Origin of the sequence: Rhodoferax potami (genome assembly GCF_032193765.1) — a bacterium.
Classification (GTDB): Bacteria; Pseudomonadota; Gammaproteobacteria; order Burkholderiales; family Burkholderiaceae_C; genus Allorhodoferax; species Allorhodoferax potami.
The window spans coordinates 2193301-2217633 of sequence record NZ_JAVBIJ010000001.1 but is presented as its reverse complement, the minus strand read 5'-3'; the positions used below and the strand labels follow the sequence as shown (position 1 = coordinate 2217633).

The 24333-nt window shown below is 62.5% G+C and carries 22 protein-coding genes and 1 tRNA gene; 17 read left to right on the top strand and 6 right to left on the bottom strand.

Going from position 1 to position 24333, the window contains the following annotated elements:
- Positions 1-25 precede the first annotated feature (25 nt).
- The 7 genes from mobA (at position 26) to RAE21_RS10570 (ending at position 8557) form a co-directional block, all read left to right on the top strand.
- Positions 26-802 (top strand): molybdenum cofactor guanylyltransferase MobA, encoded by a 777-nt coding sequence (mobA, locus tag RAE21_RS10600; protein ID WP_313881335.1) that lies wholly within the window; start codon positions 26-28, stop codon positions 800-802.
- Entirely contained in the window at positions 802-2067 is a 1266-nt protein-coding gene (moeA, locus tag RAE21_RS10595; protein WP_313881334.1) for a molybdopterin molybdotransferase MoeA, read from the top strand. The genes mobA and moeA overlap by 1 nt, the downstream gene beginning before the upstream one ends.
- 75 nt (positions 2068-2142) lie before the next feature.
- Positions 2143-4434 (top strand): FdhF/YdeP family oxidoreductase, encoded by a 2292-nt coding sequence (locus RAE21_RS10590; protein WP_313881333.1) that lies wholly within the window; start codon positions 2143-2145, stop codon positions 4432-4434.
- Positions 4431-4688, top strand: a complete 258-nt coding sequence (locus RAE21_RS10585; protein WP_313881332.1) for a hypothetical protein — start codon at positions 4431-4433, stop codon at positions 4686-4688. Before RAE21_RS10590 ends, RAE21_RS10585 begins: the two co-directional genes overlap by 4 nt.
- On the top strand, positions 4678-5487 hold the full coding sequence (gene fdhD, locus RAE21_RS10580) for a formate dehydrogenase accessory sulfurtransferase FdhD (RefSeq protein ID WP_313881331.1): 810 nt from the start codon (positions 4678-4680) through the stop codon (positions 5485-5487). The genes RAE21_RS10585 and fdhD overlap by 11 nt, the downstream gene beginning before the upstream one ends.
- An 83-nt stretch (positions 5488-5570) precedes the next feature.
- Positions 5571-8087 (top strand): ABC transporter permease, encoded by a 2517-nt coding sequence (locus RAE21_RS10575; RefSeq protein ID WP_313881330.1) that lies wholly within the window; start codon positions 5571-5573, stop codon positions 8085-8087.
- 68 nt (positions 8088-8155) lie between these two features.
- Positions 8156-8557, top strand: coding sequence for a group II truncated hemoglobin (locus RAE21_RS10570; protein WP_313881329.1), 402 nt, complete (start codon positions 8156-8158; stop codon positions 8555-8557).
- Between the two features lie 29 nt (positions 8558-8586).
- Here the strand turns inward: RAE21_RS10570 and RAE21_RS10565 are convergent, their stop codons facing one another.
- From RAE21_RS10565 to RAE21_RS10555, 3 genes are all read right to left on the bottom strand, one after another.
- Complete coding sequence (locus tag RAE21_RS10565) at positions 8587-9231, bottom strand: Smr/MutS family protein (RefSeq protein WP_313875447.1); 645 nt, start codon at positions 9229-9231, stop codon at positions 8587-8589.
- Positions 9232-9240: 9 nt separating this feature from the next.
- Positions 9241-9960 carry a RadC family protein gene (gene radC, locus RAE21_RS10560; protein ID WP_313881328.1) on the bottom strand — a complete coding sequence of 240 codons (720 nt, stop codon included), beginning with the start codon at positions 9958-9960 and terminating at the stop codon, positions 9241-9243.
- Between the two features lie 150 nt (positions 9961-10110).
- On the bottom strand, positions 10111-10728 hold the full coding sequence (locus RAE21_RS10555; RefSeq protein WP_313881327.1) for a TetR/AcrR family transcriptional regulator: 618 nt from the start codon (positions 10726-10728) through the stop codon (positions 10111-10113).
- A gap of 67 nt (positions 10729-10795) precedes the next feature.
- On the opposite strand from RAE21_RS10555, the gene RAE21_RS10550 reads away from it, so the two are divergent.
- From RAE21_RS10550 to RAE21_RS10520, 7 genes are all read left to right on the top strand, one after another.
- Positions 10796-11620 (top strand): SDR family NAD(P)-dependent oxidoreductase, encoded by an 825-nt coding sequence (locus RAE21_RS10550; protein WP_313881326.1) that lies wholly within the window; start codon positions 10796-10798, stop codon positions 11618-11620.
- Positions 11617-12003 (top strand): hypothetical protein, encoded by a 387-nt coding sequence (locus RAE21_RS10545; RefSeq protein ID WP_313881325.1) that lies wholly within the window; start codon positions 11617-11619, stop codon positions 12001-12003. The genes RAE21_RS10550 and RAE21_RS10545 overlap by 4 nt, the downstream gene beginning before the upstream one ends.
- A gap of 84 nt (positions 12004-12087) precedes the next feature.
- On the top strand, positions 12088-12552 hold the full coding sequence (locus RAE21_RS10540) for an FKBP-type peptidyl-prolyl cis-trans isomerase (protein WP_087496686.1): 465 nt from the start codon (positions 12088-12090) through the stop codon (positions 12550-12552).
- On the top strand, positions 12549-13499 hold the full coding sequence (gene ispH / locus RAE21_RS10535) for a 4-hydroxy-3-methylbut-2-enyl diphosphate reductase (RefSeq protein WP_313875449.1): 951 nt from the start codon (positions 12549-12551) through the stop codon (positions 13497-13499). Before RAE21_RS10540 ends, ispH begins: the two co-directional genes overlap by 4 nt.
- Positions 13500-13589: 90 nt before the next feature.
- Positions 13590-14900, top strand: a complete 1311-nt coding sequence (gene serS, locus RAE21_RS10530) for a serine--tRNA ligase (RefSeq protein ID WP_313881324.1) — start codon at positions 13590-13592, stop codon at positions 14898-14900.
- 73 nt (positions 14901-14973) lie between these two features.
- Positions 14974-15061 (top strand) — tRNA-Ser (locus tag RAE21_RS10525).
- 157 nt (positions 15062-15218) lie between these two features.
- A complete protein-coding gene (locus RAE21_RS10520) occupies positions 15219-16169 on the top strand; it encodes a tripartite tricarboxylate transporter substrate binding protein (RefSeq protein ID WP_313881323.1) in 951 nt (316 codons plus the stop codon).
- Between the two features lie 22 nt (positions 16170-16191).
- Here the strand turns inward: RAE21_RS10520 and RAE21_RS10515 are convergent, their stop codons facing one another.
- Both RAE21_RS10515 and RAE21_RS10510 read right to left on the bottom strand, forming a co-directional pair.
- A complete protein-coding gene (locus RAE21_RS10515) occupies positions 16192-17937 on the bottom strand; it encodes an alpha/beta fold hydrolase (RefSeq protein WP_313881322.1) in 1746 nt (581 codons plus the stop codon).
- Entirely contained in the window at positions 17930-19675 is a 1746-nt protein-coding gene (locus RAE21_RS10510) for a GMC oxidoreductase (RefSeq protein ID WP_313881320.1), read from the bottom strand. Before RAE21_RS10510 ends, RAE21_RS10515 begins: the two co-directional genes overlap by 8 nt.
- A 136-nt stretch (positions 19676-19811) precedes the next feature.
- On the opposite strand from RAE21_RS10510, the gene RAE21_RS10505 reads away from it, so the two are divergent.
- From RAE21_RS10505 to RAE21_RS10495, 3 genes are read left to right on the top strand one after another with little or no spacing between them, the layout of a single operon-like run.
- Positions 19812-21818 carry a putative bifunctional diguanylate cyclase/phosphodiesterase gene (locus RAE21_RS10505; protein WP_313881318.1) on the top strand — a complete coding sequence of 669 codons (2007 nt, stop codon included), beginning with the start codon at positions 19812-19814 and terminating at the stop codon, positions 21816-21818.
- Positions 21818-22318 carry an SRPBCC family protein gene (locus RAE21_RS10500; protein WP_313881317.1) on the top strand — a complete coding sequence of 167 codons (501 nt, stop codon included), beginning with the start codon at positions 21818-21820 and terminating at the stop codon, positions 22316-22318. The genes RAE21_RS10505 and RAE21_RS10500 overlap by 1 nt, the downstream gene beginning before the upstream one ends.
- Positions 22319-22327: 9 nt before the next feature.
- Positions 22328-22984, top strand: coding sequence for a hypothetical protein (locus RAE21_RS10495; protein ID WP_313881316.1), 657 nt, complete (start codon positions 22328-22330; stop codon positions 22982-22984).
- Between the two features lie 10 nt (positions 22985-22994).
- Here the strand turns inward: RAE21_RS10495 and RAE21_RS10490 are convergent, their stop codons facing one another.
- A complete protein-coding gene (locus tag RAE21_RS10490) occupies positions 22995-24323 on the bottom strand; it encodes a tryptophan--tRNA ligase (RefSeq protein ID WP_313881315.1) in 1329 nt (442 codons plus the stop codon).
- Positions 24324-24333: the final 10 nt, after the last annotated feature.

The following is a 24333-nucleotide window of genomic DNA, read 5'->3' as shown; positions in this document are numbered from 1 at the left end:
TTCCTAGAACCTCAACAGGAACGCCATGACACCACCCGGCCTCTCTCCGCAGGCCTCCGCCGCGGCGGAGGGCCGGGTGTCGCAAGGCGCAGCGCCTCAAGCGCGCGACCTGTTGACTGAGTCTGCCCCCGCGGCCTGTGCCGCTGCTTGGACGCTGTCTGACATCACCGCGCTGGTGCTGGCAGGCGGCCGTGGCATGCGTATGGGCGGGGTGGACAAGGGCTTGCAGCCCTTCCAGGGTGTGCCCCTGGTGCAGCAGGCCTTGCAGCGCCTCGCTGCGCAACAAGCCGGTGTGCTGGCGGGCGTCATCGTGAATGCCAACCGCAACCCGGATACCTACCTCGCTCTGGGTGAAGCCATTTTTGGCGCCGGGCAGGTGCAGGTCGTACCCGACCGAGATACCGATTTTTCAGGCCCCTTGGCCGGCTTTCAGGCCGGGCTGGACGTGTGCGCCACCCCGTTGATGCTGACCGTGCCTTGCGATAGCCCGTTGTTCCCGCTGGATCTGGCGCAGCGCTTGTTGGCCGCTCTGGTGCAGGCCGGTGCAGATCTCGCAGTGGCAGTGGCCCCGGAGACCGGGCGCGATGGCCAGGTGGCCTTGCGCAGTCAGCCCGTGTTTTGTTTGATGCGCACCTCTTTGGCCCCCAGCCTGCACGACTATCTGCACAGCGGTGGTCGCAAGGTAGAGGCCTGGGCCACCAGTGTCCAAGGGGTGCAGGTTTCTTTCGATGCGCCGGGCGACGACCCGCGCGCTTTTGCCAATGCCAATACGCTGGACGAATTGCGCCAGCTCGAATCCTGATGCACTCGCTGGACGACATCGCCCGCACCCTGCAGGGTTACGACCCGCAGGCCTTGCGCATGGCGGATGCCACGACGTTTATCGACCGCCTGGTAGCGCCCGTGCAGGGCACCGAGGTCTTGCCGCTGCGCCAGTGCTTGGGCCGTGTGCTGGCCGAGGATTTGATTTCCGGCATGGCCGTGCCCGCGCACGATAACTCTGCGATGGACGGCTTTGCGTTCAACGGTGAAGCACTCCAAGGCCAGAGCACCTTGACGCTGCGCATCGCCGGCACCGCACTCGCCGGCAAAGCGTGGGCCGGTAGCTTGCAACCCGGCGAATGCCTCAAGGTGATGACCGGCGCTCTTTTGCCCGCTGGCTTGGACACCGTAGTACCCCATGAAATGACCACCGTGGAAGGTGATCAGGTCCAACTTTCCGCTGGCCGTTTGCGTGCCGGCGACAACCGCCGCCTGCGCGGTGAAGACCTGCAGCTCGGTGGCATAGCGCTATCAAAAGGAGAGCTGCTTGCGCCTGCTGCGCTTGGGCTGGCGGCCAGTTTGGGCCTGCAAAGCCTGACGGTGGTGCGCCGGCTGAAGGTGGCCTATCTTTCTACCGGGGACGAAGTAATGTCTCCCGGCGAGCCGCTGCGCGAAGGCGCAGTGTTTGACAGCAACCGCTACACCATTGCCAGCTTGCTGGAGCGACTGGGCTGCGACGTGATCGAGCTAGGGGTGGTGCGCGATGAGCCGGTGGCCCTTGAAGCCGCCTTCCGCAGCGCAGCCGGGCAGGCCGATGTGATCATCAGCAGCGGCGGTGTGAGCGTGGGCGAGGCCGACTTCACCAAAGCGATGATGGCCAAGCTGGGCGATGTGGCCTTTTGGCGCATTGCCATGCGGCCCGGCCGGCCCTTTGCGCTGGGCCGCATTGGCAGCACCGTGCTGTTCGGGCTGCCGGGTAACCCGGTGGCGGTGATGGTGACTTTTTTGTCGCTGGTGCGCCCGGCGCTGCTCAAGATGATGGGTGCCCACCCGAAGCCGCAGCCCTTGCTGCAGGCCCGCAGTGTGGAGCCCCTGCGCAAAAAAGCTGGTCGTACCGAGTACCAGCGCGGCATCGTGACGGCCAGCCCTGACGGGCAATTGCAGGTGCGCAGCACTGGTAACCAGGGTTCGGGCGTGCTGAGTTCCATGGTGCAGGCCAACGGCCTGATCGTGCTGGGGCATGAGCAAGGGAACTTGGCAGCCGGTGAGCTGGTCAGCGTGATGATGTTTGACGGCGTGATTTGAGGCCGTGCGAGGCCCCTCGTGCTGCAGGCACAAGAGGCTTGCAGGGCAGTAACAGTGTGACTTACGGAGTATCCAATGAGCGAACAAAAAATTGAGTTGTACGACGGCCCGGCCGGTGGTTGGGGCGCATTGCGCAGTGTCGGCAAAGCGCTGCTGCGCCAGGACATTCCGGTCAAAGGCGCCAAAACGCTGCTGTCGGCCAACCAGCCGGACGGTTTTGACTGCCCGGGCTGCGCCTGGCCCGATCGCAACCATGGCTCGACCTTCGAGTTTTGCGAAAACGGCGCCAAAGCCGTGGCGGCAGAAGCCACCGCACGCCGGGTCACGCGTGATTTTTTTGCGCAGCACAGCGTGGCCGAGTTGGCTTTGCAGAGCGACTTTGCCTTGGAAGACCACGGCCGCTTGACCGAGCCTATGGTCTACGACGCGCAGACCGACCACTACCGCCCCATCAGCTGGGACGACGCTTTCGGCCTGATCGCCAAGCACCTCAACGCCTTGCCGGACCCGAACCAGGCCGCGTTCTACACCTCCGGGCGCGCCAGCAACGAGGCGGCGTTCTTGTACCAGTTGTTTGTGCGCCAGTACGGCACCAACAACTTCCCCGATTGCTCCAACATGTGCCACGAGCCCAGCGGCACCGGCATGCGCGAGAGCATTGGCGTAGGCAAGGGCACCGTTACGTTGGACGACTTTACGCAGGCCGAGGCCATCTTTATCTTCGGCCAAAACCCCGGCACCAACCACCCGCGCATGCTGGGTGAGTTGCGCCAAGCCGCCAAGCGCGGCGCACGCATTGTGAGCATCAACCCCATGCGCGAGCGCGGGCTGGAGCGCTTTGCCGACCCACAAGACAAGCTGGAAATGGCCACCCTGGGCGACACCGCCATCAGCAGCCACTACTTCCAGTTGCGCATAGGCGGCGACTTTGCGTTCGTCAAAGGCATGATGAAAGCCTTGGTCGAGTGGGACGATGCCGGGCGCCAGGTGTTGGACCATGCCTTTATTGCCGAGCACACCACCGGTTTTGACTCGCTTCTGCAGGATCTGCGCGCTGAATCCTGGGAGCTGCTGGAGAAAGAGTCCGGCCTGAGTGCTGAGCACATGCGCAGTGCGGCAGATGTGTATGCCAAGGCGGGCAGCACCATTGCGTGCTGGGGCATGGGCATCACCCAGCACCAGAATTCGGTGGCCACGATTCAGATGATCGTCAACCTGCTGCTCATGCGCGGCAACATCGGCCGCCCAGGCGCCGGTCCGTGCCCGGTGCGCGGCCACAGCAACGTGCAGGGCGACCGCACCATGGGTATCTGGGAGCACCCGCCCAAAGCGCTGTTGCAAAACCTCGAGCGCGTGTTCGGCTTTACGCCTCCGCAGGAGCCGGGCCTTGGCACGGTAGACACCATCCGCGCCATGCTGGACGGGCAGGTCAAGGTATTCTTTGCGCTGGGTGGCAACTTCGCCGCCGCTACGCCCGACACGGTGCAAACCTGGAAGGCGTTGCGCCAGTGCGATCTCACCGTGCACGTCACCACCAAGCTCAACCGCAGCCACATCGTGCACGGGCGGGACGCCCTGATCCTGCCCTGCCTGGGCCGCACCGAAATGGACATGCAAGCCGGCGGCCTGCAGGGCGTGACCGTGGAAGACTCGATGAGCATGGTGCACATTTCCATGGGCATCAACCCGCCTGCAGCCCCCGATTTGTTGTCGGAGCCAGCCATCGTGGCCCGCCTGGCGGCAGCGACCCTGGGTGCACGCAGCCAAACCCCTTGGTTGTGGCTGGTAGAAGACTACAGCCGTATCCGCGACAAGATTGCCGATGTGTTTGTGGACTTTGCCGACTTCAACACCCGCGTGAGCGTGCCAGGCGGCTTCCGCCTGCGCAACACCGCGAGCGAGCGGGTCTGGATCACAGGGCCCGGCAAAGCAGTGTTCAAGACCCACGCGGTGCCAGTGGACACCCCCTTGCACCAGGCGCGCCAGCGCAAGGGCGACGCCAAGGTGTTTGCCTTGATGACCACCCGCTCGCACGACCAGTACAACACCACGATTTATGGCGACGACGACCGCTACCGCGGCGTGTTCGGCCAGCGCCGGGTGGTGTTTGCCAACGAGCAAGACATTCGCGACCTCGGCATGAAAGCCGGGGACCTGATTGACTTTGTGACCGAGTGGGCCGGTGGCGATGAGCGCCGGGCCGAGGGTTTCAAGCTGGTGGCCTACAACATCCCCCGTGGTTGTGTCGGTGCCTACTACCCCGAAACCAACCCCCTGGTGCCGCTGGACTCGGTGGCCATCAATGCCGGCACACCCACCTCCAAGTGCATTCCGGTTTTGATGCTCCCTCACAAGGCCGCTGCATGATGTCAGAGCTGCAGCAAACCTTGCTGCTGGCGCTGTATCGCGAGGCCAAGCCGGTCTCGCTGCCCAAGCTGGGCAAGCAGCTGGGCTTGAGCGGCAGTGTGGTGATGCGCGCACTGGCTCCTTTGGGCGATGCGGTTATTGCCGGCCAGCCCGGGCCGGGCTGGGTCCGGTTGGACATGGCCGACGCCCGCTGGACCGCCAGCCTGACCGAGGCCGGGCGGATTCAATGTGCGGAGCACGACCATGCGGCCTGACGATTTGCAGGCACCGTTGCGAAGCTGTGCCGTAGACCGTTGGCCGCAAGACGGCCAAACCACCGATGTGCTCGCTGCCGAAGTGCCGGTGGCGCTAGAGTTCAATGGCATTTCGCACGCGGTCATGCTGGCCACGCCACAGGACCTGGAGGCTTTTGCCCTCGGCTTTGCCTTGACGGAAGGCATTCTGGATTCGGCCGCCCAGTGTTATGGCATCGAGGTCGAGCCGGTGCAGACCGACGCGGTGCAAGGGCTTGCCGTCAAATTGGACATTGCGGCCTCGTGTTTTCAGCGGCTCAAGTCGCAACGCCGCAGTCTTGCCGGCAACACCGGCTGCGGGCTGTGCGGGGTGGAGAGCCTCGCCGCTTTGGGGCCCTCATTGCAAGTCATGCCACCGCAGCCGTGGCTGGCCGGCTTGACAGTCGAGACCTTGCTGCGCGCCTCCCGCGCGCTGCCCGATCACCAACCGCTGAACCGTGCCTGCGGCGCGCTGCATGCGGCCGCGTGGGTCAGCCCGGAAGGGGAGCTATTGGCCGTGATGGAAGACGTGGGCCGCCACAACGCGCTGGACAAGCTCTTGGGCCAGCGCGCCCGCGATAGCCGATTGCAGGAGCCCGGCTTTGTGTTCATGACCAGCCGGGCCAGCCATGAGCTGATCCGCAAATGCGTGCGCATGGGCGTGGGCGCCATGGCCGCTATTTCGGCCCCGACTGACTTTGCGGTGGATATTGCCGCGCGCAGCGGCCTGCAGCTGTGGGGCTTGGTGCGCGGGCAGCGGGCGGTGCGCTACACCCGCTAAAGCGCCGCAGAGGCCTTGCGAACAGAGGGGAAGCAGGGTCTCAGGAATAATGCCGGAGTGTTCGGTGGTGCCGGGAGGCCGTTTTGAAATTATCTTTTTTTGCGCTCGGTTGGCGCACTTTGTGGCGCGATGTGCGCTCCGGCGAACTGCGTTTGCTCATTCTGGCCGTCACACTGGCCGTGGCCGCGTTAACGGCGGTCGGCTTTTTTGCGGACCGGCTGCAGGGTGGCCTGCAGCGCGATGCGCGCCAGCTGCTCGGCGGGGATGCGGTCATCTCCAGCGACAACAAGCCGCCTGCTGCCTTTGAAGATCGCGCCCGCGAACTCGGTTTGCAGGTCGTGCACACCCTGGGCTTTCCCACCATGGCCCGCGCCAGCGATGCCCAAGGCGGGGCCGCCAAGTTGGTGGCACTCAAAACCGTCGAGGCCGGCTACCCGCTGCGCGGCACCCTGCGCATCAGCCCGTCACCCGACACCCCCGATACCCCAACCAAAGATATTCCTGCCCCCGGCCAAGCCTGGGTAGACGCTGCACTGCTGGACGCCATCGGCATTCAGGTGGGCGACCCGATTTTGCTGGGTGATGTGCAACTCAAGGTGGGCGCCATTCTGGTCATCGAGCCTGACCGCGGTGGCGGCTTCATGAACTTCGCGCCCCGTGTGATGTTGAACGAGGCCGATATTGCGGCCACCGGGCTCATTCAGCCTGCCAGCCGCTTGAGCTATCGCATGGCGGTTGCTGGCCCGGAGGCTGCTGTCAAAACGTATGTGGAGTGGGCGGATGCCCAAGTCAAAGGCAGTGTGCGCGGTGTGCGGGTGGAGTCGCTGGAAAGCGGCCGCCCCGAAATGAGCCAAACGCTGGACCGTGCCAACAAGTTCTTGAGTCTGGTGGCGCTGCTGGCCGCTTTGCTGAGCGCCGTCGCGGTAGCCTTGGCTGCCCGCGCCTTTGCCGCCAACCACCTGGACGACTGCGCCATGCTGCGGGTGTTGGGCTTGTCTCAGCGCACCATTGCCAGCGCTTACGCATTTGAGTTTGCGCTGGTGGGCCTGTTTGCCAGCCTCTTGGGTGTGGCCGTGGGCTTTGGCGTTCATTACTTGTTTGTGGCCTTGCTGGCAGGGCTGGTGAGCGCCACCTTGCCGGCGGCATCCATTTGGCCCGCACTGCTCGGTATCGGCATGGGCTTGACGCTGTTGATGGCCTTTGGCTTGCCGCCGGTGCTGCAGCTGGCCCAGGTGCCGGCATTGCGGGTGATCCGCCGCGATGTGGGTAATTTGCGCCCGGCATCTCTGGGAGTGCTGGCGATCGGTGTGGCCGGCTTTGCCGCCTTGCTGCTCACCGTCAGCAGCGATTTGACCCTGGGCCTGATTGCCGTGGGCGGCTTTGCCGGTGCGGTACTGGTGTTTGCAGGCTTGGGCTGGCTGGCGGTGAAATTGTTGCGCAAAGCCGTGAACGAGAGCACCGCGCCTCGCTGGCTGGTGCTGGCCACGCGCCAAATCTCAGCCCGCCCCATGTACACCGTGGTGCAGGTGAGTGCCTTGTCAGTGGGCTTGCTGGCGCTGGTGTTGCTGGTGCTGCTGCGCACCGACCTGATTGCCAGCTGGCGCAAAGCCACCCCGCCCGACGCGCCCAACCGCTTCGTGATCAACGTGATGCCCGAGCAGTCGGATGCGTTCCAAAAGGCGCTGGTCGACAAGGGTGTCGCCAAGTTTGACTGGTTCCCCATGATCCGTGGCCGGCTGGTGGCGGTGAACGACAAAGTCGTCTCCCCTGACGACTACACCGAAGACCGCGCCAAGCGCCTGGTGGACCGCGAGTTCAACATTTCGCACAGTGCCAAAAACCCGCAGCACAACCTGATCGTCGGTGGCAAATGGACCGAAGAAGAGGCCGGCGCCATCAGCGTGGAAGAGGGCATTGCCAAAACCCTGAACCTCAAACTCGGCGACACCCTGCGCTTTGATGTGGGTGGCGTGCAAACCGAAGCCAAAATCACCTCGCTACGCAAGGTGGACTGGGGCTCTATGCGGGCTAACTTCTTTGTGATGTTTCCGGTCAGCACCCTCAAAGACGTGCCCAGCACCTACATGGGCGCCTTCAAAGCGCCAGAGACCAAGGGGTTTGACAACTCCCTGGTGCGCGAATTCCCCAACATCACCAACGTCGACATGAGCAGCACCATCAACCAGGTGCAGCGGGTGCTGGACCAGGTGATCCGGGCGGTGGAGTTTTTGTTCGGCTTCACCTTGGCCGCGGGGCTGGTGGTGTTGTTTGCCGCTGTCACCGCTACCCGCGAAGATCGGGCCCGCGAGTTCGCCATCATGCGGGCGGTGGGCGCGGGCAGCAGCCTGCTGCGCCAGGTGCAGCGCACCGAGCTGGCGGGTGTCGGTTTGTTGGCGGGCTTTTTGGCTTCCATCGTCGCCGCTGCGGTGGGTTGGGCGCTGGCGCGCTTCGTGTTTGAGTTCGACTGGACGGTGCAGCTCTGGGTGCCCCTGGTAGGCGCACTGGCCGGTGCCGTACTGGCGCTGGCCGCCGGCTGGTGGGGTCTGCGCGATGTGCTGCGCCGCCCGGTCGTGGAAACCCTGCGCCGCGCTGCGAGCTGATTGCTCTTATTTTTATAGCAGATGGCGCACGTTCCATGAGCGCCAGAGGCACTTTTCGCTTGTAAGTCATGCAGATTCAAGAACCCAACGCCAAAACCCCGTTTGAATGGATTGGCGGCGAGCCCGTCATCCGCCAGATGGTGGACCGCTTTTATGACCTGATGGACCTGGAGCCCGGCTACGCCGAGCTACGTGCAGCCCACGGCACCGACCTCGACAAGGCGCGCGACCATCTGTTCTGGTTTTTGTGCGGCTGGATGGGCGGGCCGGATTACTTTGTCGAGCGCTTTGGCCATCCGCGCCTGCGCGCGCGGCACATGCCATTCAAGATCGGCATTCTGGAGCGTGACCAGTGGCTGGCCTGCATGGACCAAGCCATGGGCGATGCCGCTATCGACCCGGTGCTGCGCGAGCGGCTCAAGACCTCGTTTTTTCAGACAGCCGACTGGATGCGCAACGTCGGCACCTGAGGCCTGGCCTCAAAGGGGTTTAGCGGGGTTCAGGCCCGGTTCTGGGGCTGGAGCAGCACCACCAGTGCGCCCGCTCCACCCTGGGCCGGCTGGGCTTGCACAAAAGCCACCACCTCGGCTTTTTGCACGAGCCATTTGTGCACCTTCTCTTTGAGCACCGGCGCCTTGCCGGGCGAGCCCAGCCCTTTGCCATGCACCACCCGCACGCAGCGTATGCCGTTGCGGTGCGATTCGCGGATGAAGGCGCCCAGCGCCTCGCGCGCTTCGTCGCTGCGGTAGCCGTGCAGGTCAATCTGCTTTTGAATGCTCCATTTGCCCTTGCGCAGCTTTTGCGTCACATCCGTGCCCACGCCGGGGCGGCGAAAGCTCAGGTGCTCATCAGTGTCCAGCAGGGTGGTGACGTCAATTTCGTCGCTCAGCGCCTCTTGCAGGGCAGCCGCGTCATCCAGCATCTGCTGCTTGGGGATGGGTTTGGGGGGCTCGGGTGTCAGCTTGGCGCGTTGCGGCGGCTCTAGCGGTTTGACCTTGCCAATGGCCGCTTGAAACAGGTTGCTGGCAGCGGCTTTGCGCTTGGCCTCAGCGGCTTTGTGGGCGGCCAACGCAGCTTCGCGTGCGGCTTGGGCTTCGATGGCTTTTTTGACCTGCTTGAGGTCGGAAAGGGCGTTGATTTTCATGACTGCCCTTTAAATGAGTCCGGTCTCGGCCATGGACAGTGCCTGGCCGGGGCCTACGATGATGTGGTCCAGCACCCGCACATCGACCAGTGCGAGCGCTGCTTTGAGTGTTTGGGTCAGCGCCTCGTCGGCCCGGCTGGGCTGCACGCTGCCGCTGGGGTGGTTGTGCGCCAGCACCACGGCGGCCGCACTGTGGTGCAGCGCACGGATCACCACCTCGCGCGGGTACACACTGGTTTGTGTGAGCGTGCCGCGAAACAGCTCCTCCATGGCCAGCAGCTTGTTCTGGCTGTCGAGAAACAGCACCGCAAACACTTCATGCCCCTTGGCGGCCAGGTGCAGCTGCAGGTAGTGCTTCACGGCCTGCGGGTCGGCAAAGACCTCGCGCTCTTGCAGGCGCTGGGCCAAGGCGCGGCGGGCGAGTTCAAGCACCGCCACAATCTCGGCACGCTTGGCAGGCCCCAGGCCTTTGACACGCTTGAGGTCGTCGGACGTGGCGTGCAGCAAGCCGGCTATGCCTCCAAACCCGCCCTGGCCCCCGTCGATATTGCGCGAGGCGCTATCTTTTTTGAGTTGCAATAACTCCTCGGCCATCTGCAACACCCCTTTGCCCGCAATGCCGGTGCGCAACAAAATCGCCAGCAACTCCGCATCGCTGAGCGCCCCGGGGCCGCGCGCAAGCAACTTTTCGCGCGGTTGGGCTTCCAGGGGGAGGTCTTTGAGGGGCATGGGGTGATGTTATCGAGTTGGGATCTGCATCGCTACCGCAGCAGACGCCAAGGGTGCGCTTCGGCGGATGGCTGGCGCCCAGCGAGGGTGGAGTCGATATGTCTGATTTCGACAGCACTTTCGCAGTGGCACAAGTGTGCCATCGCCGGGTTATTCCAGTTGCCCGAAAGGCCATGCTTGGGCGAGCACACCCGGCAAGATGGAGGCTACAAACTCCTCGCCCGAGGCCCCGTCGAACAGGTAGCGGACTTTTCCGTCAATGACCAGATTGGCCATGCCATGGATGGACGACCACACGACAAACAGATCCGCCATGTGGTTATCCGCTTCGTTCTTGCGCCGGGCAATGCTTGCTGCGAAGCCAGACAGCGCAACCGTGCTGGCCTGCGTGTAGCGCGGGTCTTCGCGATTGACGAGGTCGGGGCGGAACATCAGGCGAAAACGCCCGGGATGCGCCAGCGCAAAGCGCACGTAAGAAAGGGCGAGCTGCTGCAGATCCTTGGCAGAGTCCTCGGAGGGGACCACCCCATTGAGCGCCTCCCCCAAGCCGTCATAGCCCAACAAGGCCACTTCGGTCAGCAAGCCGGTGACCGAGCCGAAATGATGGGCAGGCGCGCCTATGGATACCCCGGCACGACGCGCGCACTCCCGCAATGAAAACCCTTCGATTCCCTTCTCCCGAATGATGTCATCGGCGGCAGTGATCAGCGCGGATTTCAAGTTCCCGTGGTGATAGCCCGGTTTGCTCAGGGGTTCTTCGTTGCTCATCTATACAGTGTTCAGTTATCGTGCTATCTTATCGGTGTTCAGATAACGTTTTGAAGGAGAAATTCATATGAAACATTGGCTTATTACCGGCGCCAACCGAGGCCTAGGCCGCGAATTTACACGAGCAGCCCTTGCGCGCGGTGACAAAGTCGCCGCCACGGCGCGAGACCTGACATCGCTTGCCGATTTGGCAGCAGAGTACGGCGATGCTTTTGTGCCACTCACACTGGACGTCACAGACCGGGCGGCCTGCTTTGACGTGGTCAACAAGGCGAAAGCTGCGTTGGGGCAACTGGATGTCGTGGTCAACAACGCAGGCTACGGCCTGTTTGGCATGGTTGAAGAACTCACGGAGCAGCAGTTACGTGACCAGATGGAAGTGAACTTCTTTGGCCTCTTCCACATGACCCAGGCGGTGCTTCCAGTGCTGCGCTCCCAGGGCGCAGGCCACCTTGTGCAGATTTCTACCGTGGGCGGTGTCATGACGTTTCCGGGACTGGGGGGCTATCACGCCTCCAAGTGGGCGGTCGAAGGCTTGAGCGATGCGCTGTCGCAAGAGGTGGCTGGCCTCGGTATCAAAGTAACGCTTGTCGAGCCCGGCCCCTACGCCACGGACTGGGCAGGCGCATCGGCGACCCACGCGGAGAAAAATCCGGCCTATGACCCCGTGCGCGCCGCGTTGGCCGCCCGTCAAATGCCGGCAGAGATGTACGGTGAACCGGTTGCTGTGGGGCCGGCTATCCTTGCCTTGGTGGACGCTGACAAGCCGCCGCTGAGACTGTTCCTTGGCGTTTTGCCGACCCTGCTGGTTCCCGGCGCTTACCAAGCGCGTTTGACGGAATGGGAACAGTGGAAAAGCGTCTCAGTAGCCGCGACCAAGGTGACACCATGACCGGCCGCCAGAACATGGTCGAGTTGGGCCTCACCGCCGTCGTTGCCTTTGTGATGATCGGGGGCGGGGTGGCGCATCTTGCCGCGCCGCAGGGTTTCGCACCCTTGGTGCCTAACTTTTTGCCCGCCATCCCTGTCATTTTGGTGGCGGGCGTGGTCCAGATAGTCATAGGACTGGTAGCTCTCTGGCCACGTACACGCAAGTGGGGCGGGCTTGCCTTTGCTGCGCTGTGCTTGGGCTACCTGCCTTTGCATCTTTGGGATTTTTTCCGGCCTGATCCGGTCTTCGCTCCGCCGGTGGCGGCGACGATACGCGTGCTGGTTCAGTTGCTTTTCATCGCAGCCGGCGTGAGGCTATCGCGCGTATTGCGGGTTCGCACCTGATCTCTAGGGGCCGGGGCTTGACCCGTAAAGGGTGCAAGGGGGAAGCCGCCTTTCTACAATAGAGCCCAGTTCAACGGGATTTCTATGACTAGCACGCTTCCCCGGGTTCAGCCGGGCTCCTTTCTCACCTTGCATTACCGCTTGGGCGGCCCTGCCGGGGACATCATCAACACCTTCGACGGCAAGCCCGCCACCCTGAGCCTGGGTACCGGCGAGTTGTCGCCTGCGGTCGAGGCCTGCTTGATGGACATGGAAGAGGGCGCCCGCGCCACCTTTGAGCTGCCGGCTGGCGCTGCCTTTGGCGAGCGCAACCCCGATATGCAGCAATGGCTGGCCCGCAAGGTGCTGACCCAGATGGGCGACCCGCTCGAAACCTACAACGTGGGTGATGTGGTGCAGTTCCCCACACCCGATGGCCAAGGCCAGTTTGCCGGTGTGGTGCTGCAACTGCGTGGCGAAGGCGCCGAGCGCGCGGTGTTGTTCGACTTCAATCACCCGCTGGCCGGCCAGCCGGTGACCTTTGAAGTGCAGCTGATCGGGGTGCTATGACTGCGCCGGTATTGCCCCAAGAGATTTTGCTGGCCGAGCCGCGTGGCTTTTGCGCCGGCGTGGACCGCGCCATCGAGATCGTAGAAAAGGCACTCGCCAAGTTCGGCCGGCCCATCTATGTGCGCCACGAGATCGTGCACAACACCTATGTGGTGAACGATCTTAAAGAGCGCGGCGCTATCTTCATTGAAGAGCTCGATGACGTGCCCCCGGGTGCCACGCTGGTGTTCTCGGCCCACGGCGTGAGCCAGGCCATCCAGCGCGAGGCGGAGCGCCGCGGCTTCCAGATTTTTGACGCCACCTGCCCATTGGTGACCAAGGTGCACGTGGAAGTAGCCAAGCTGCACAAAGAGGGCTATGAGTTCATCATGATCGGCCACAAGGGTCATCCCGAAGTGGAGGGCACCATGGGGCAGCTCGATAGCGGTATTCACTTGGTGGAAGACGTGGCCGACGTGGCCCGCATCCAGCCCGGTCAGACCGACAAATTGGCTGTGGTAACCCAAACCACCCTGAGCGTGGACGATGCGGCAGAGATTACCGATGCAGTGGTTGCCCGCTTCCCGCTGATCAAAAAGCCCAAAATGCAGGACATTTGCTATGCCACCCAAAACCGCCAGGACGCGGTGAAGGTAATGAGCCCGCAGGTGGATATCGTCATCGTGGTGGGTAGCCCCACCAGTTCCAACAGCAACCGCTTGCGCGAAGTGGCCAAAAAGCTGGGCACCGAGAGCTACATGGTGGACAACGCCGATGAGCTCAAGCCCGAGTGGTTTGAAGGCCGCTCCCGTGTGGGCCTGACAGCCGGCGCCAGCGCCCCCGAGATTCTGGTGAAAGCCGTGATCGACCGCATCAAGGCGCTGGGCGCTGTGTCGGTGCGCAAGATGGACGGCATTGAAGAAACCGTGAAGTTCCCGCTGCCCAAGGGTCTGAAGCTGGACGCATGAGGCTGTGGTGAGTTGCTATGAAATACGTAGCTACTTGCGCAATAAAATAGAGGGCTAGAGCCCGATTTGATTTAAAAGTACGAGAACACCATGTTAGATATCAACCTGCTGCGCAAAGACCTGGATTCTGTAGTTGCACGCCTGCTGACCCGCAAGAGCCCCCAAGTCTTCCTGAATGTGGATGCCTTCAAGGCCCTGGAAGCCGAGCGCAAGACCATCCAAATGCGCACCGAAGAAATGCAAGCCAAGCGCAACGCGGTGAGCAAGCAAATCGGCATGCTCAAAGGCAAAGGCCAACACGCCGAAGCCGACGCTGCCATGGCCGAAGTGGGCACCCTCAAAGCCGAGCTCGAAGCCTCTGCCACCCGTCTGGATGCCATTCAGGCTGAAATGCAAACCATGCTGGAAGCAGTGCCCAACTTGCCGCACGACAGCGTGCCCGTGGGAGCCGACGAGCATGGCAACGTGGTGGTGCGCAGCTGGGGCACCCCCAAGACGTTTGACTTTGACGTCAAAGACCACGTAGATCTGGGTAACCCCCTGGGTCTGGACTTTGAGATGGGCGTCAAGCTCACCGGCTCTCGCTTCACCGTGATGAAGGGCCAAATAGCCCGTTTGCACCGTGCGCTTGCCCAGTTCATGCTGGATACCCAGACCGGCGAGCACGGATACACCGAGTGCTACACACCCTACATCGTCAACGGCGACAGCCTGCGCGGTACCGGCCAGCTGCCCAAGTTTGAAGAAGATCTGTTCGCTGCCAAAAAGGGCGGCCAAGAGGGTGGCGATGACAACACCGCGCTCTACCTGATCCCCACCAGCGAAGTGCCTTTGACTAACTTTGTGCGCGATGTGGTGTCTGCCGAGGCCGACCTGCCTATCAAGCTCACCGCGCACACCCCGTGCTTCCGGTCGGAAGCCGGCAGCGCCGGGCGCGATACACGCGGCCTGATTCGCCAGCACCAGTTTGACAAGGTGGAGATGGTGCAAATCGTGCACCCCGAGAAAAGCTACGAAGCGCTCGAAGACATGGTCACCCACGCCGAAGCTATCTTGCAGAAGCTGAACCTGCCCTACCGTGTGATGAGCCTGTGCACCGGTGACATGGGCTTTGGTGCCACCAAGACCTATGACCTTGAAGTCTGGCTGCCGGCGCAAAACACCTTCCGCGAAATCAGCTCGGTGTCCAACTGCGAAGCCTTCCAGGCCCGCCGCCTGCAGGCCCGCTTCAAAAACGCGCAAGGCAAAAACGAGCTGGTGCACACCCTGAACGGCTCTGGCTTGGCAGTGGGCCGTGCGCTCGTCGCGGTGCTGGAAAACCACCAAAACGCCGACGGCAGCATTACCGTGCCTGAAGTGCTGCGCCCCTACATGGGCGGTTTGGCAGTGCTCAAGGCCTGAACAACCGCGCTCGCTCGAAGCAGGCCTGCGAGCCTGCTAGAATCTCGGCTTCGTTTCGACCGATACGAACTCAGGAGAAGTGGCAGAGTGGTCGAATGTACCTGACTCGAAATCAGGCGTACCGCAAGGTACCGAGGGTTCGAATCCCTCCTTCTCCTCCAAACGATAAAGCCTGCATTCCCACCGGAATGCAGGCTTTTTTCATGGGCGCGGCTTTGTCATGTTGCTGCAACCCAGCTGTCGCATAGTTCGGTTATTCGAGTTTCATGCACAGAGGTGTTGACAATGCGCAGCAAGTTTTTTTCTCGTCGGACGGCTTTGGCAGCTTTGGTTGTGGGCGTGTCCAATGCCCTCCCGGCTTGGGCCCAAGGAAGTTTTCCGGACAGGCCGGTCAAGATCGTCGTGCCCTTCGCCCCCGGCGCTGGCACCGATGCCATGGGCCGCCTGATGGCCCAGAAGCTTGGCGAGGTCATGGGCGGCAGCTTTGTGGTCGAAAACCGCACCGGTGCTTCCGGTGCGATCGGCACCCAATATGTGGCCCAGCAGCCCGCTGACGGTTACACCTTGCTCCTGGTGGCCTCTCCGTTCACCACGGTTGCCGCCTCTTTGCCCACTGCGGGCTACGACCCTCTCAAGAGCTTTACCCCGGTGGGCATGATTGCCAGCGGCCCTCTGGTCTGGGCCACTACGCCGCAAACCGGCATCCAGTCCATGCAGGATCTGGTGGCCAAAGCCAAGGCCCAACCCGGTGCGCTGAATTACGGCTCCGCCGGCGCAGGCGGTGTGAACCATCTGGTGCTGGAGCTGCTCAAGGCGCGCACTGGTACTTTTATTACCCACATTCCTTACCGCGGTGTCGCGCCCGCCACCATGGACATGATCTCCGGCCAGGTGCAGTTGGTCACTGGCACCATTCCCGCCTTGCTGCCCATGATCAAAGACGGTCGCGTCAAGCCACTGGCCGTCACCAGTGCCAAGCGCTCCAGTGTCATGCCGGACGTGCCCAGCATGACCGAGGCCGGGTTCAAGGGTTTTGATGTGCAGAATTTCTTTGCGCTTGCTGCGCCGGCCGGTACGCCCGCTGCAGTGATTGAGAAGCTCAATACCGCCTTGAACAAGGTGGTGGCCTTGCCCGAAGTGCAGGCTCGCTTCAAGGTGGATGCGGTAGAGGCCATGCCCGGCACCCCGGCGGCGCAAACCCGCTTCATCGAGGCCGACTACCAAGCCTGGCGCGACGTGGTGCGCAGCCAGAATTTGAAGATCGATTGAGCCCGCGGGCACGCCGCCCCGTCTAGTGGGCGTGCTGCCGTAAAAATTCTAGGAAGCGCGGGAACACATCGTGTGCCGCGTTTTTACCGATGATCACATCCGCATGGCCGTAGCCCGGGATCACTTCTAACTGGTGGCGGCCCGGTGCAAGCTGCTCTAGGCGCTCATGGCACAGCACATTCGAGTCAAGGAACAGGGCGTTTTCTTGCCCTGCGACCAGCAGCATCGGGGTAGAGATGTCGGCAGCGTCTTGCAGGTAGTTGTCGGGCAGCTGGCGGTAGCGCACATCTTTGGGGTCGAACTTCACGGCGGTGTTGTTGGCGCTCACCATCTTGCGGATGTGGCGGTAGTAGTGCACGCCGCTGCCGCCAAACAGATCTCCAGTGCGGCGGTGGGTCACTTCGTGCAGGTTTTCATGTCGGAACAAGACCGGGTAGCCGTAGCCCCACATGAAGCTGGTCATGTGGCACTCGGGCACATCGCATTCGCGGTGCATCAGGCTCACACCTTTGGCCAAGAGCTTGCCTGGCGAGATGCCGGCCTGCTGGCTCCACTCGGGGTTGAGGTAGTCCACCCCCAGCACCGACTCCGCCAGAAAAGGGCCCACCGCCAGTTTGGCCTGGGCAAAGGTTCCCACCTTGGGTGTGAGTGACACGCCATTCACAATCACGCTGCGCACGCCCTCGATGGCTTTGCCGAACAGGCTCATGGCCACCGACAAGGCACCCAGGCAGTGGCTGATGATGTGGATGCGCGCCTGCGGACCCACCGCGCGGCGCACTACACCCAGTGCGGCCGGGTTGTCGTAAAGCGCCACGTCGTCCACAGTAAAGCGGTGGCGCGTGTGGTTGTAGGGCTGGCGCTTGCTGATGCGGCCGTCGAGCGTCCACACATCGGTAAAGCCCTCATCCAGCAGCACCTGGGTCAGGTTACGGTGCTCGGGCATGATGAACATGTCGCTGGATGCGGTGAGCCCCGGCACCAGCAGTACCACATCCTTGCAGGGCGCGCGCTGGAAGCGCAGCAGGCTGATGCCCAGACCATCACCGGTGCTGGCGTAGTGGGTACTGACCTCGGCGTCTTTTACGCCCTCCAAGCTGTGCAGCGGGATGGTGCGAATGCGTGGTTCGCGCCCGTGGCGGCGCGGCAGGCCATGGGTCTCCCACAGCCTGCCCATAAACAAGCGGCCAAAGCGCTGCACCGCGTGCAGGCGCTCCCCCAGGGTGGGGGCGTCTGCCTGAAAGGTGGTGAGCTGGTGCAAAAAATCGCGCACCTGAATATGCAATATGCCGCTGGCCAGCAAGGTCGCGGCGCCCTCGTCAGCAGCGCTCACATGCCCGGCGTAAAGGTTCACATACAAGGTTGTGGTGTCAGACCAGGTGTCAAAGCCAAAGTCGTCGCGGATGTCTTTGCGGCCGCAGAGCGTGAGCGCATGGCCTGCTGAGTTTTCAAACTTCAGGCGGTACAGCATGGTCTTGCGGTCGGCATCGCCGCTGTCGGCAAACAGGTTGAATTCCCCCGCCAACACCGGTTGCCGCCCACCGATGTAGCTCCCTTCCAGATACCCGACAGCCTGCGCATGGTGCGCCGGGTCGGCAATAAAGGTGTCCAGGTCGTCGATGCGGATGGTGAGGTGAAACATCAGCGCCAGACCGCCGGCTTTGCCCTCGTCATACCCTTGTTGGCAGGTGTGTTGGCCGGGGCTGATGTAGCCCTTCATTTCCTCAGTGAACTGAAAGGCGACCGGTTTAGGCAATGGCTCAGGCATGGGGTACTCCAAGGGTGTCGTCCGGAGCCAGGCCGGTGATGTCTTCTGCAATCCACTCCGCCAGCGCGGTGATGGTGGCGCTCGGGTTGGCCCCGACGCCGGTGGGAAGGATAGAGCCATCCGCCACATACAGGCCGTGGTAGCCGAAGGCTTGCCCCCGCACTCCGGGCAGGCTGCTGACTACACCTTGGGCAGGTTTTTCGGCCAAGGCGCAGCCACCCAAGGGGTGGACCGTGATGTTGTTGCGCACCGGCCAGGCCCAGGTGGGCTGCGGAATGTAGCTCGTCGCCCGGGTGAATTGCTTGAACCGTTCACCACAGGCCACCATGGCGTCGTAGAGCGGGCGGCTGGTGGTTTGTGGCCAGTCCAGCGCTAGCCTGCCGCGCTTCAGGCTGAGGGTGCCGTCGGCAGCGTCCTGCCCCATGAACAGGAGCACGCTGCTCCGGTACGACACATCGCCCTGCAGCACCGCATTGGCATAGGCGACCACCGAGCCGCTCCATTTGCCGGAAAACAGCTGGTCCACCCAACGCTGCTTGAAGATTTTCAGGGTGCGCGCAATCCGGCTGAACACATAGCCGGGGCTGGCGGCGGGGCGCAGTCCTTCGACATACCAGGCAGCAAAAGCGGGGTAGGCCGCGTCTTCCAGCATGAAGGCGGGCTGGCCTGGTTGGGGTTGTTGCAAGCCATAGTCGATGTACTGGGTAATCACCGGGCCGTAGTTGGGGTCGGCATCGCGCTCGCCGCCGGTCACAAACGACAAAAAGTCGCCGTTGCCTGAAAAGCCTTGCCCCAAGCGTTGGCTGAGGCGCGGCAGGGTGCCCAGCGCATCGCGGCAGCGCAGCAGCAGCTCGTTGGTACCCAAAGTGCCGGCGGACACCACCACCCGGCGGGCCAGGGCATGCCGTGCTGTGCCTGCGTCGTCGCGGTAGTCCACCCGGTAGCCGTGGCGGCCATCGGCTGTGCTGTCAGTGTCACCGGCTTCATTGAGGGGGGTGATACAGGTGACCTCGCTGCCGGTTTCTACCAAGGCGCCATGCTGCTTTTCTGCGGCGTACAGGTAGTTCAGGTCGAGCGTGTTTTTGGCGTGTACGTTGCAGCCCACATCGCACTCGCCGCAATAGGTGCACGAGGTTTGCACTGCGCCAAAGCGGTTGCGCTCCTGCTCGCCGATCGGCAAAGGGCCGCTCTGGCGATTCGCGTAGCCATTGCCGAAAAACACACAAATATCGGCAGCCCTGCTGGTGCCGCCATCGGCTTGGGCAAAGTCGGCATACAGACCGGTGCGCTGGATGGTCCGGCGGGCATCGCCTTGAGCCGGCGGCACAGGCCGGGCACCCAGCACACCTTGCGCTATCCGGTAGTAAGGGGCGAGGGTGCTCAGATTGATTTGTGCAGGCCAACGCTCCCCAAACACCCAGGCAGGTGCAGGCATGAACACATTGGCGTAAATCAGCGAGCCACCGCCCAAACCGGCGCTCACCACCGCGTCCATGCGGTGGTAGTTGCGGATATCAAACAAACCATTGAGCTTGCGTGGCTGGCCGGGCTCGGCATCGGCCCAGAGATTGTTGGCAAAGTCATGCGGGCTGCGCGCAAAGCTACCCTTGGGGTAGCGTTTGCCCCGCTCCAGCAGCAGCACCTTGCCAGGCCAGCGGGTGGCCAAGCGGCAGCACATCACGGCCCCGCCAAACCCGCTGCCGACAATGATGGCTTCCAGAAATCGTTTTTGTGTCATGGAATCCCCCTGAAAAGCGTGTCAGCATGGTGGACATGCAACCGCTAGCAGGTTAAGTTAGCACAGCAGGTGGATTTTGGGTACCGCAAAACCACGACCTGCACCACCACAAAATAGCGGTTCAGGGAGTAACACCATGGATCCACACACTTGCCCATTACCTGTTGGTCAGAGCCCGCCGCCTTCTGAGCAGGCGTTGCCTGCCACGCTCAAGCAATTGCTCGGGATCGGCGAGCAGGAGTTGGTGCCCGACGCCAGCCGCCGGAGCAACACCCTGATTTTTACCGTCATCGGCACCTTGACCTTGCTGGTATTCGGAGTTGCCAATGTGCGGGCAGGGCAAGACCACCGGCTGATGGTGATGGGCGTTGTGCAGTTGCTCGAGGTCGCGTTCCTGCTCGTGCCTGCCATCATTCTGGTCAGTCGCCGGGCGCCGCCGGTGCTGTCGGAAAACATGCTGGTGCTGGCAGGGTTTGCCATTTTTGCGTCAAACGCGGTGTTTGGCGGGCAAACCGGAGACGCGCCTTACTGGACCTTTGTGTTCCCTTACCTCGTGTTTTTCTTGCGGGGGCAAAAAACCGGCTGGCTGGTCGGCCTGGCATTTGCAGTGCTGGTGCCCTGCCTCATGCTCTACAGCTCACGGCACTGGGATTTTTGGGTCTACGACGATGCCCACGCCCTCTATTACGGGTTGGCCTATTTCTTTAACGTGGTGACCGCTGCGTATTTCAACCTGCTGCGCAGCCGCTTTCAGGCCCACCTGGCTGACCAGGTGGAGTACCACACCGGCGAGGTGCGCAAGCACATCGGGACCCTGCAGCACAACGCTTTGCACGACCTGTCCACCGGTCTGCTTAACCGGCAGGGGCTGACCGAGCGACTGGATTCCAGCTTGGCAGTGCTGTCAGGCGGGGGCGGGTTTTTGTTGGTGGCCCATGTCCGCTTCTTCAGGGTGCCTGAGTTGGCGAGCATTGTGGGCTCTGCCAAGGTGGACGAGTCATTGGGGCAGTTGGGGCGTGTGCTGCAGCAGCATTTGACCGGGCTGGTGGGGTTGGCACGTATCGGGCAGGACACCTTGGGGGTGGTGCTGCAAAGCGACACGGCCGATGCCAGTGCGGTGCAGCAGCTGCGGGCGATTGCGCACCTCCGCAATGTGACCCATCTCAGTGAATTCGCAGTCCATGTCGAAATGGCTTTGGGTGTGGCGGTGCAAAGGCTGGGCGAGGCGTCTGATGCCGAGGTGCTGATGCGCAACGCCGAGCAAGCCCTGTTGTTTGCGGTAGACCACCGACTGGACCACCAGTTTTTTGATGCCTTGCTGCACAAGCATTTTGTCGATCGCAACCGCCGCTATGAAAAGCTGCGCGAAGCTATTCTGCACAACACCCTGATGCTGCATTACCAGCCGCAGGTGGACCTGAAGACCGGCTTGGTGGTAGGGGCCGAAGCGCTGGCCCGGTGGAACGACCCGCAAGAGGGCATGGTACCGCCGGACAAGTTCATCCCCATCATCGAGTCCACCGGGCTCTTGCACCGGTTCTCGGTCTGGACGGTGGCACGGGCGCTCAGGGATTGTTCTGCGTGGCAAACCCGTTTGCCGGGCGTGAGTGTGTCAATCAACCTGTCGGCAGACGCCCTGCACGATCCGGAAGTGCTGCAAACCGTGGAGCAGCACTTGATGAGCAGCGGCTTGTCACCGGCCTTGGTGGTGATGGAGCTCACCGAGAGCGTGTTGTTGACCTCGCCGGAGACGGCACTTGATTGCATGGCCCGGTTTGTGGCGCTGGGTGTGAAGCTGTCGATTGACGACTACGGTGCCGGTTTCTCGTCGCTGACCTACTTGAAGCAACTACCCGCCCAGGAAATGAAGATTGACAAGTCCTTCATGGAAAACCTGGCTGAGGGCAGCAAAGACAGGGCGATTGTCTTGTCCTCCATTGAGCTGGGCCATGATCTGGGCCTGAAGGTGTTGGCCGAAGGCATTGAAAACGAAGCCACTTGCCATGCCTTGCGCGATGCGGGTTGCGACCTCGGCCAAGGCTGGTGGTTTGCCAAGGCCATGTCTAGCGCAGACTTTGAAAACTGGACGCTGGCACGCAACAGTGCCGCTACCGCGTCCGCCCCTACAGGACAAGACAGCTGATGCCTACAAGCACCCTAGCCCCTGCAATCCAGTGGCCCGCACACTTTCACCCCGACCACGCGCCGGTGCATGTGGTGAACGACTTGTTTATTCCGGCGCCGGCCGAGCACATCTGGGCTTGGCTGATCCGCGCGCCTTTGTGGCCCACGTGGTATGCCAACTCCAAAGTTGATTGGGCCCATGGCCGCAGCCGTGATTTGGCCTTGGGCCTAGAGTTCGAATGGAAGACGTTCGGGGTGCATATCCGCTCGTGCGTGCAAGAGTTTGTTCCGTGTGAGCGGATCGCCTGGAACGGCATCGGCCTCGGGGCCGAGGTCTATCACGCGTGGCTGATCATCCCGCAAGCCGGCGGCTGCAGGGTACTGACCGAAGAAACACAGCACGGCTGGGGCGCGCGCTTGATGCATTTTTTTATGCCCTATCGGATGTACGATGGCCATGCCTTATGGCTAGAAAGCCTGTCGATCCAGGCCACCGGCGGTATGCCACCGGCACTTTGAGGAGCTTGTATGCGTTTTGATTTGGCGTGGATGCCCCGTGCAGGCGTACTGCTCTGGGCCTTGGCGGTGGTGATGCCACTGGCCGCCCACGCGGCCCAGCCGGCCAAAGAGTCGAAGTTGCCTAAGCGGGATCTGACGGTCGAGTTGCGGCAGGTCGAAGAGGGCCGGGAAGACGGTGCCATGCGCATCGGCACCCAGCCGGACACGCCCGTTATGGCGCCCCAAAAAATCCAGGTGCGCAATGGCGAAAAAGGCAGCCTGCGCATGAACCAAGCTATCCCCGTGCAGTGGGTGCAATCCGCCAGCAGCCAAAGCAACAGCGTCAGCTCGGGTGGCACATCGGTCAGCAGCACAGGGGGCGGTGTGGCGCAGTCGGTGCAGTGGTTCGAGGTGGGCCAGAGCATGACCGTGTCCCCGCGCTGGGCGGGGGGCAATCAAGATGCCACGGTAGAGATCGAGCTACAGCAGGCGGACATGGCAGTGCGCCATAACCCTGACATGCCCAGCCAGACCCGCCAGCAACTCAGCACGACGGTTACCACCCCGCTAGGGCAGTGGGTCACGATTGCGGCCACGGGGAATGCGCCCGCCCGGCAAGGCACGTTCAGTAGCAAAGGCAGCACCGAGACCCGCCGCTTGCTGCAAGTGCGGGTGCTGGCACCGTAGGCGGGTTACATCAGGCCTTGGCGGCTTTTTCTTGGGCGGCCAGCGCAGCCGCTTCGGCCAGCGCGACCAGTGCCGCGCTTGCGGCAGTGTGGGCCGCAGTGTCCATGGGTTCGAGCACCTCTGTGAGTGCTGCCAGAGCCGCAGCACCGTCGCGCTGCAACTGTGCAATGGTTTGGCCTGCCACCTTGCCGGAGTCAAACGCCTTGCTTTGCAGTAGCACTTCGCCATCCGCGGCTGCGAGCTTGAAGTAAAACTGGCCGTCTTTTTCGCGGTATTGCTTGAAACTGGCGAGCGCCACCTTGTCTGCCTTGGCTGCTTGGGGCTGGGTGCTGGCACTCAACCGGCGCAGGCCTACCGCGCTGCGCAAGCGGGTCATGAAAGGCGTGGCAATGGCGCGTGCTTTGTCGGCACCGGCAAACAGCAGCGCCTCCACCTTTTCGGGGTGGGCCATGTAGTCTTCATAGGCGGCGCGCATCGGGGCGATTTCTTGGTCAATCCGCTCCAACAAGGTGTTTTTCGCATCGCCCCACGCGATGCCATCGGCATAGGCTTGGCGCAGTGCTGCAGTTTCTTCTTCGGTGGCAAAAGCCTGGTAGATCTGGAAGAGCGCGGAGCCTTCGGTGTCCTTGGGCTCGCCGGGCGCACGCGAGTCGGTTTTGATGCCGGCAATCAACTTCTTCAGTTGCTCGCGGCTGCTGAACAGGGGAATCGTGTTGTCGTAGCTTTTGCTCATCTTGCGGCCATCCAGCCCGGGCAGTGTGGCCACAGAAGCTTCGATCTCGGCCTCAGGCGGCACAAAGTGCTCGCCGTACCGATGGTTGAAGCTGGCGGCCATGTCGCGCGCCATTTCAATGTGCTGGATCTGGTCGCGCCCTACCGGCACTTTGTGGGCGTTGAACATCAAAATATCGGCGCCCATGAGCACCGGGTACATGAACAGGCCGGCGGTCACATCGGCATCCGGGTCCGTGCCAGCCGCGGTGTTTTTGTCGACCGACGCCTTATAGGCATGGGCGCGGTTGAGCACGCCTTTGCCGGTCACGCAGGTCAAAAACCAGCACAACTCGGGGATCTCGGGGATGTCCGACTGGCGGTAGAAGGTCACATGCGCCGGGTCCAACCCGGCTGCCAACCAGCTGGCGGCAATCTCCAGCGTGGAGCGCTGGATGCGCGCTGGATCTTCGGTCTTGATCAGGGCGTGGTAGTCGGCCAGAAAGTAGAAGCTTTCCACCCCAGGCGTTTTGCTGGCGCGGACTGCGGGGCGGATCGACCCGACATAGTTGCCCAAATGCGGTGTGCCGGAGGTGGTAATGCCGGTAAGGAAGCGAACAGTGCTCATGGGTGCAAAT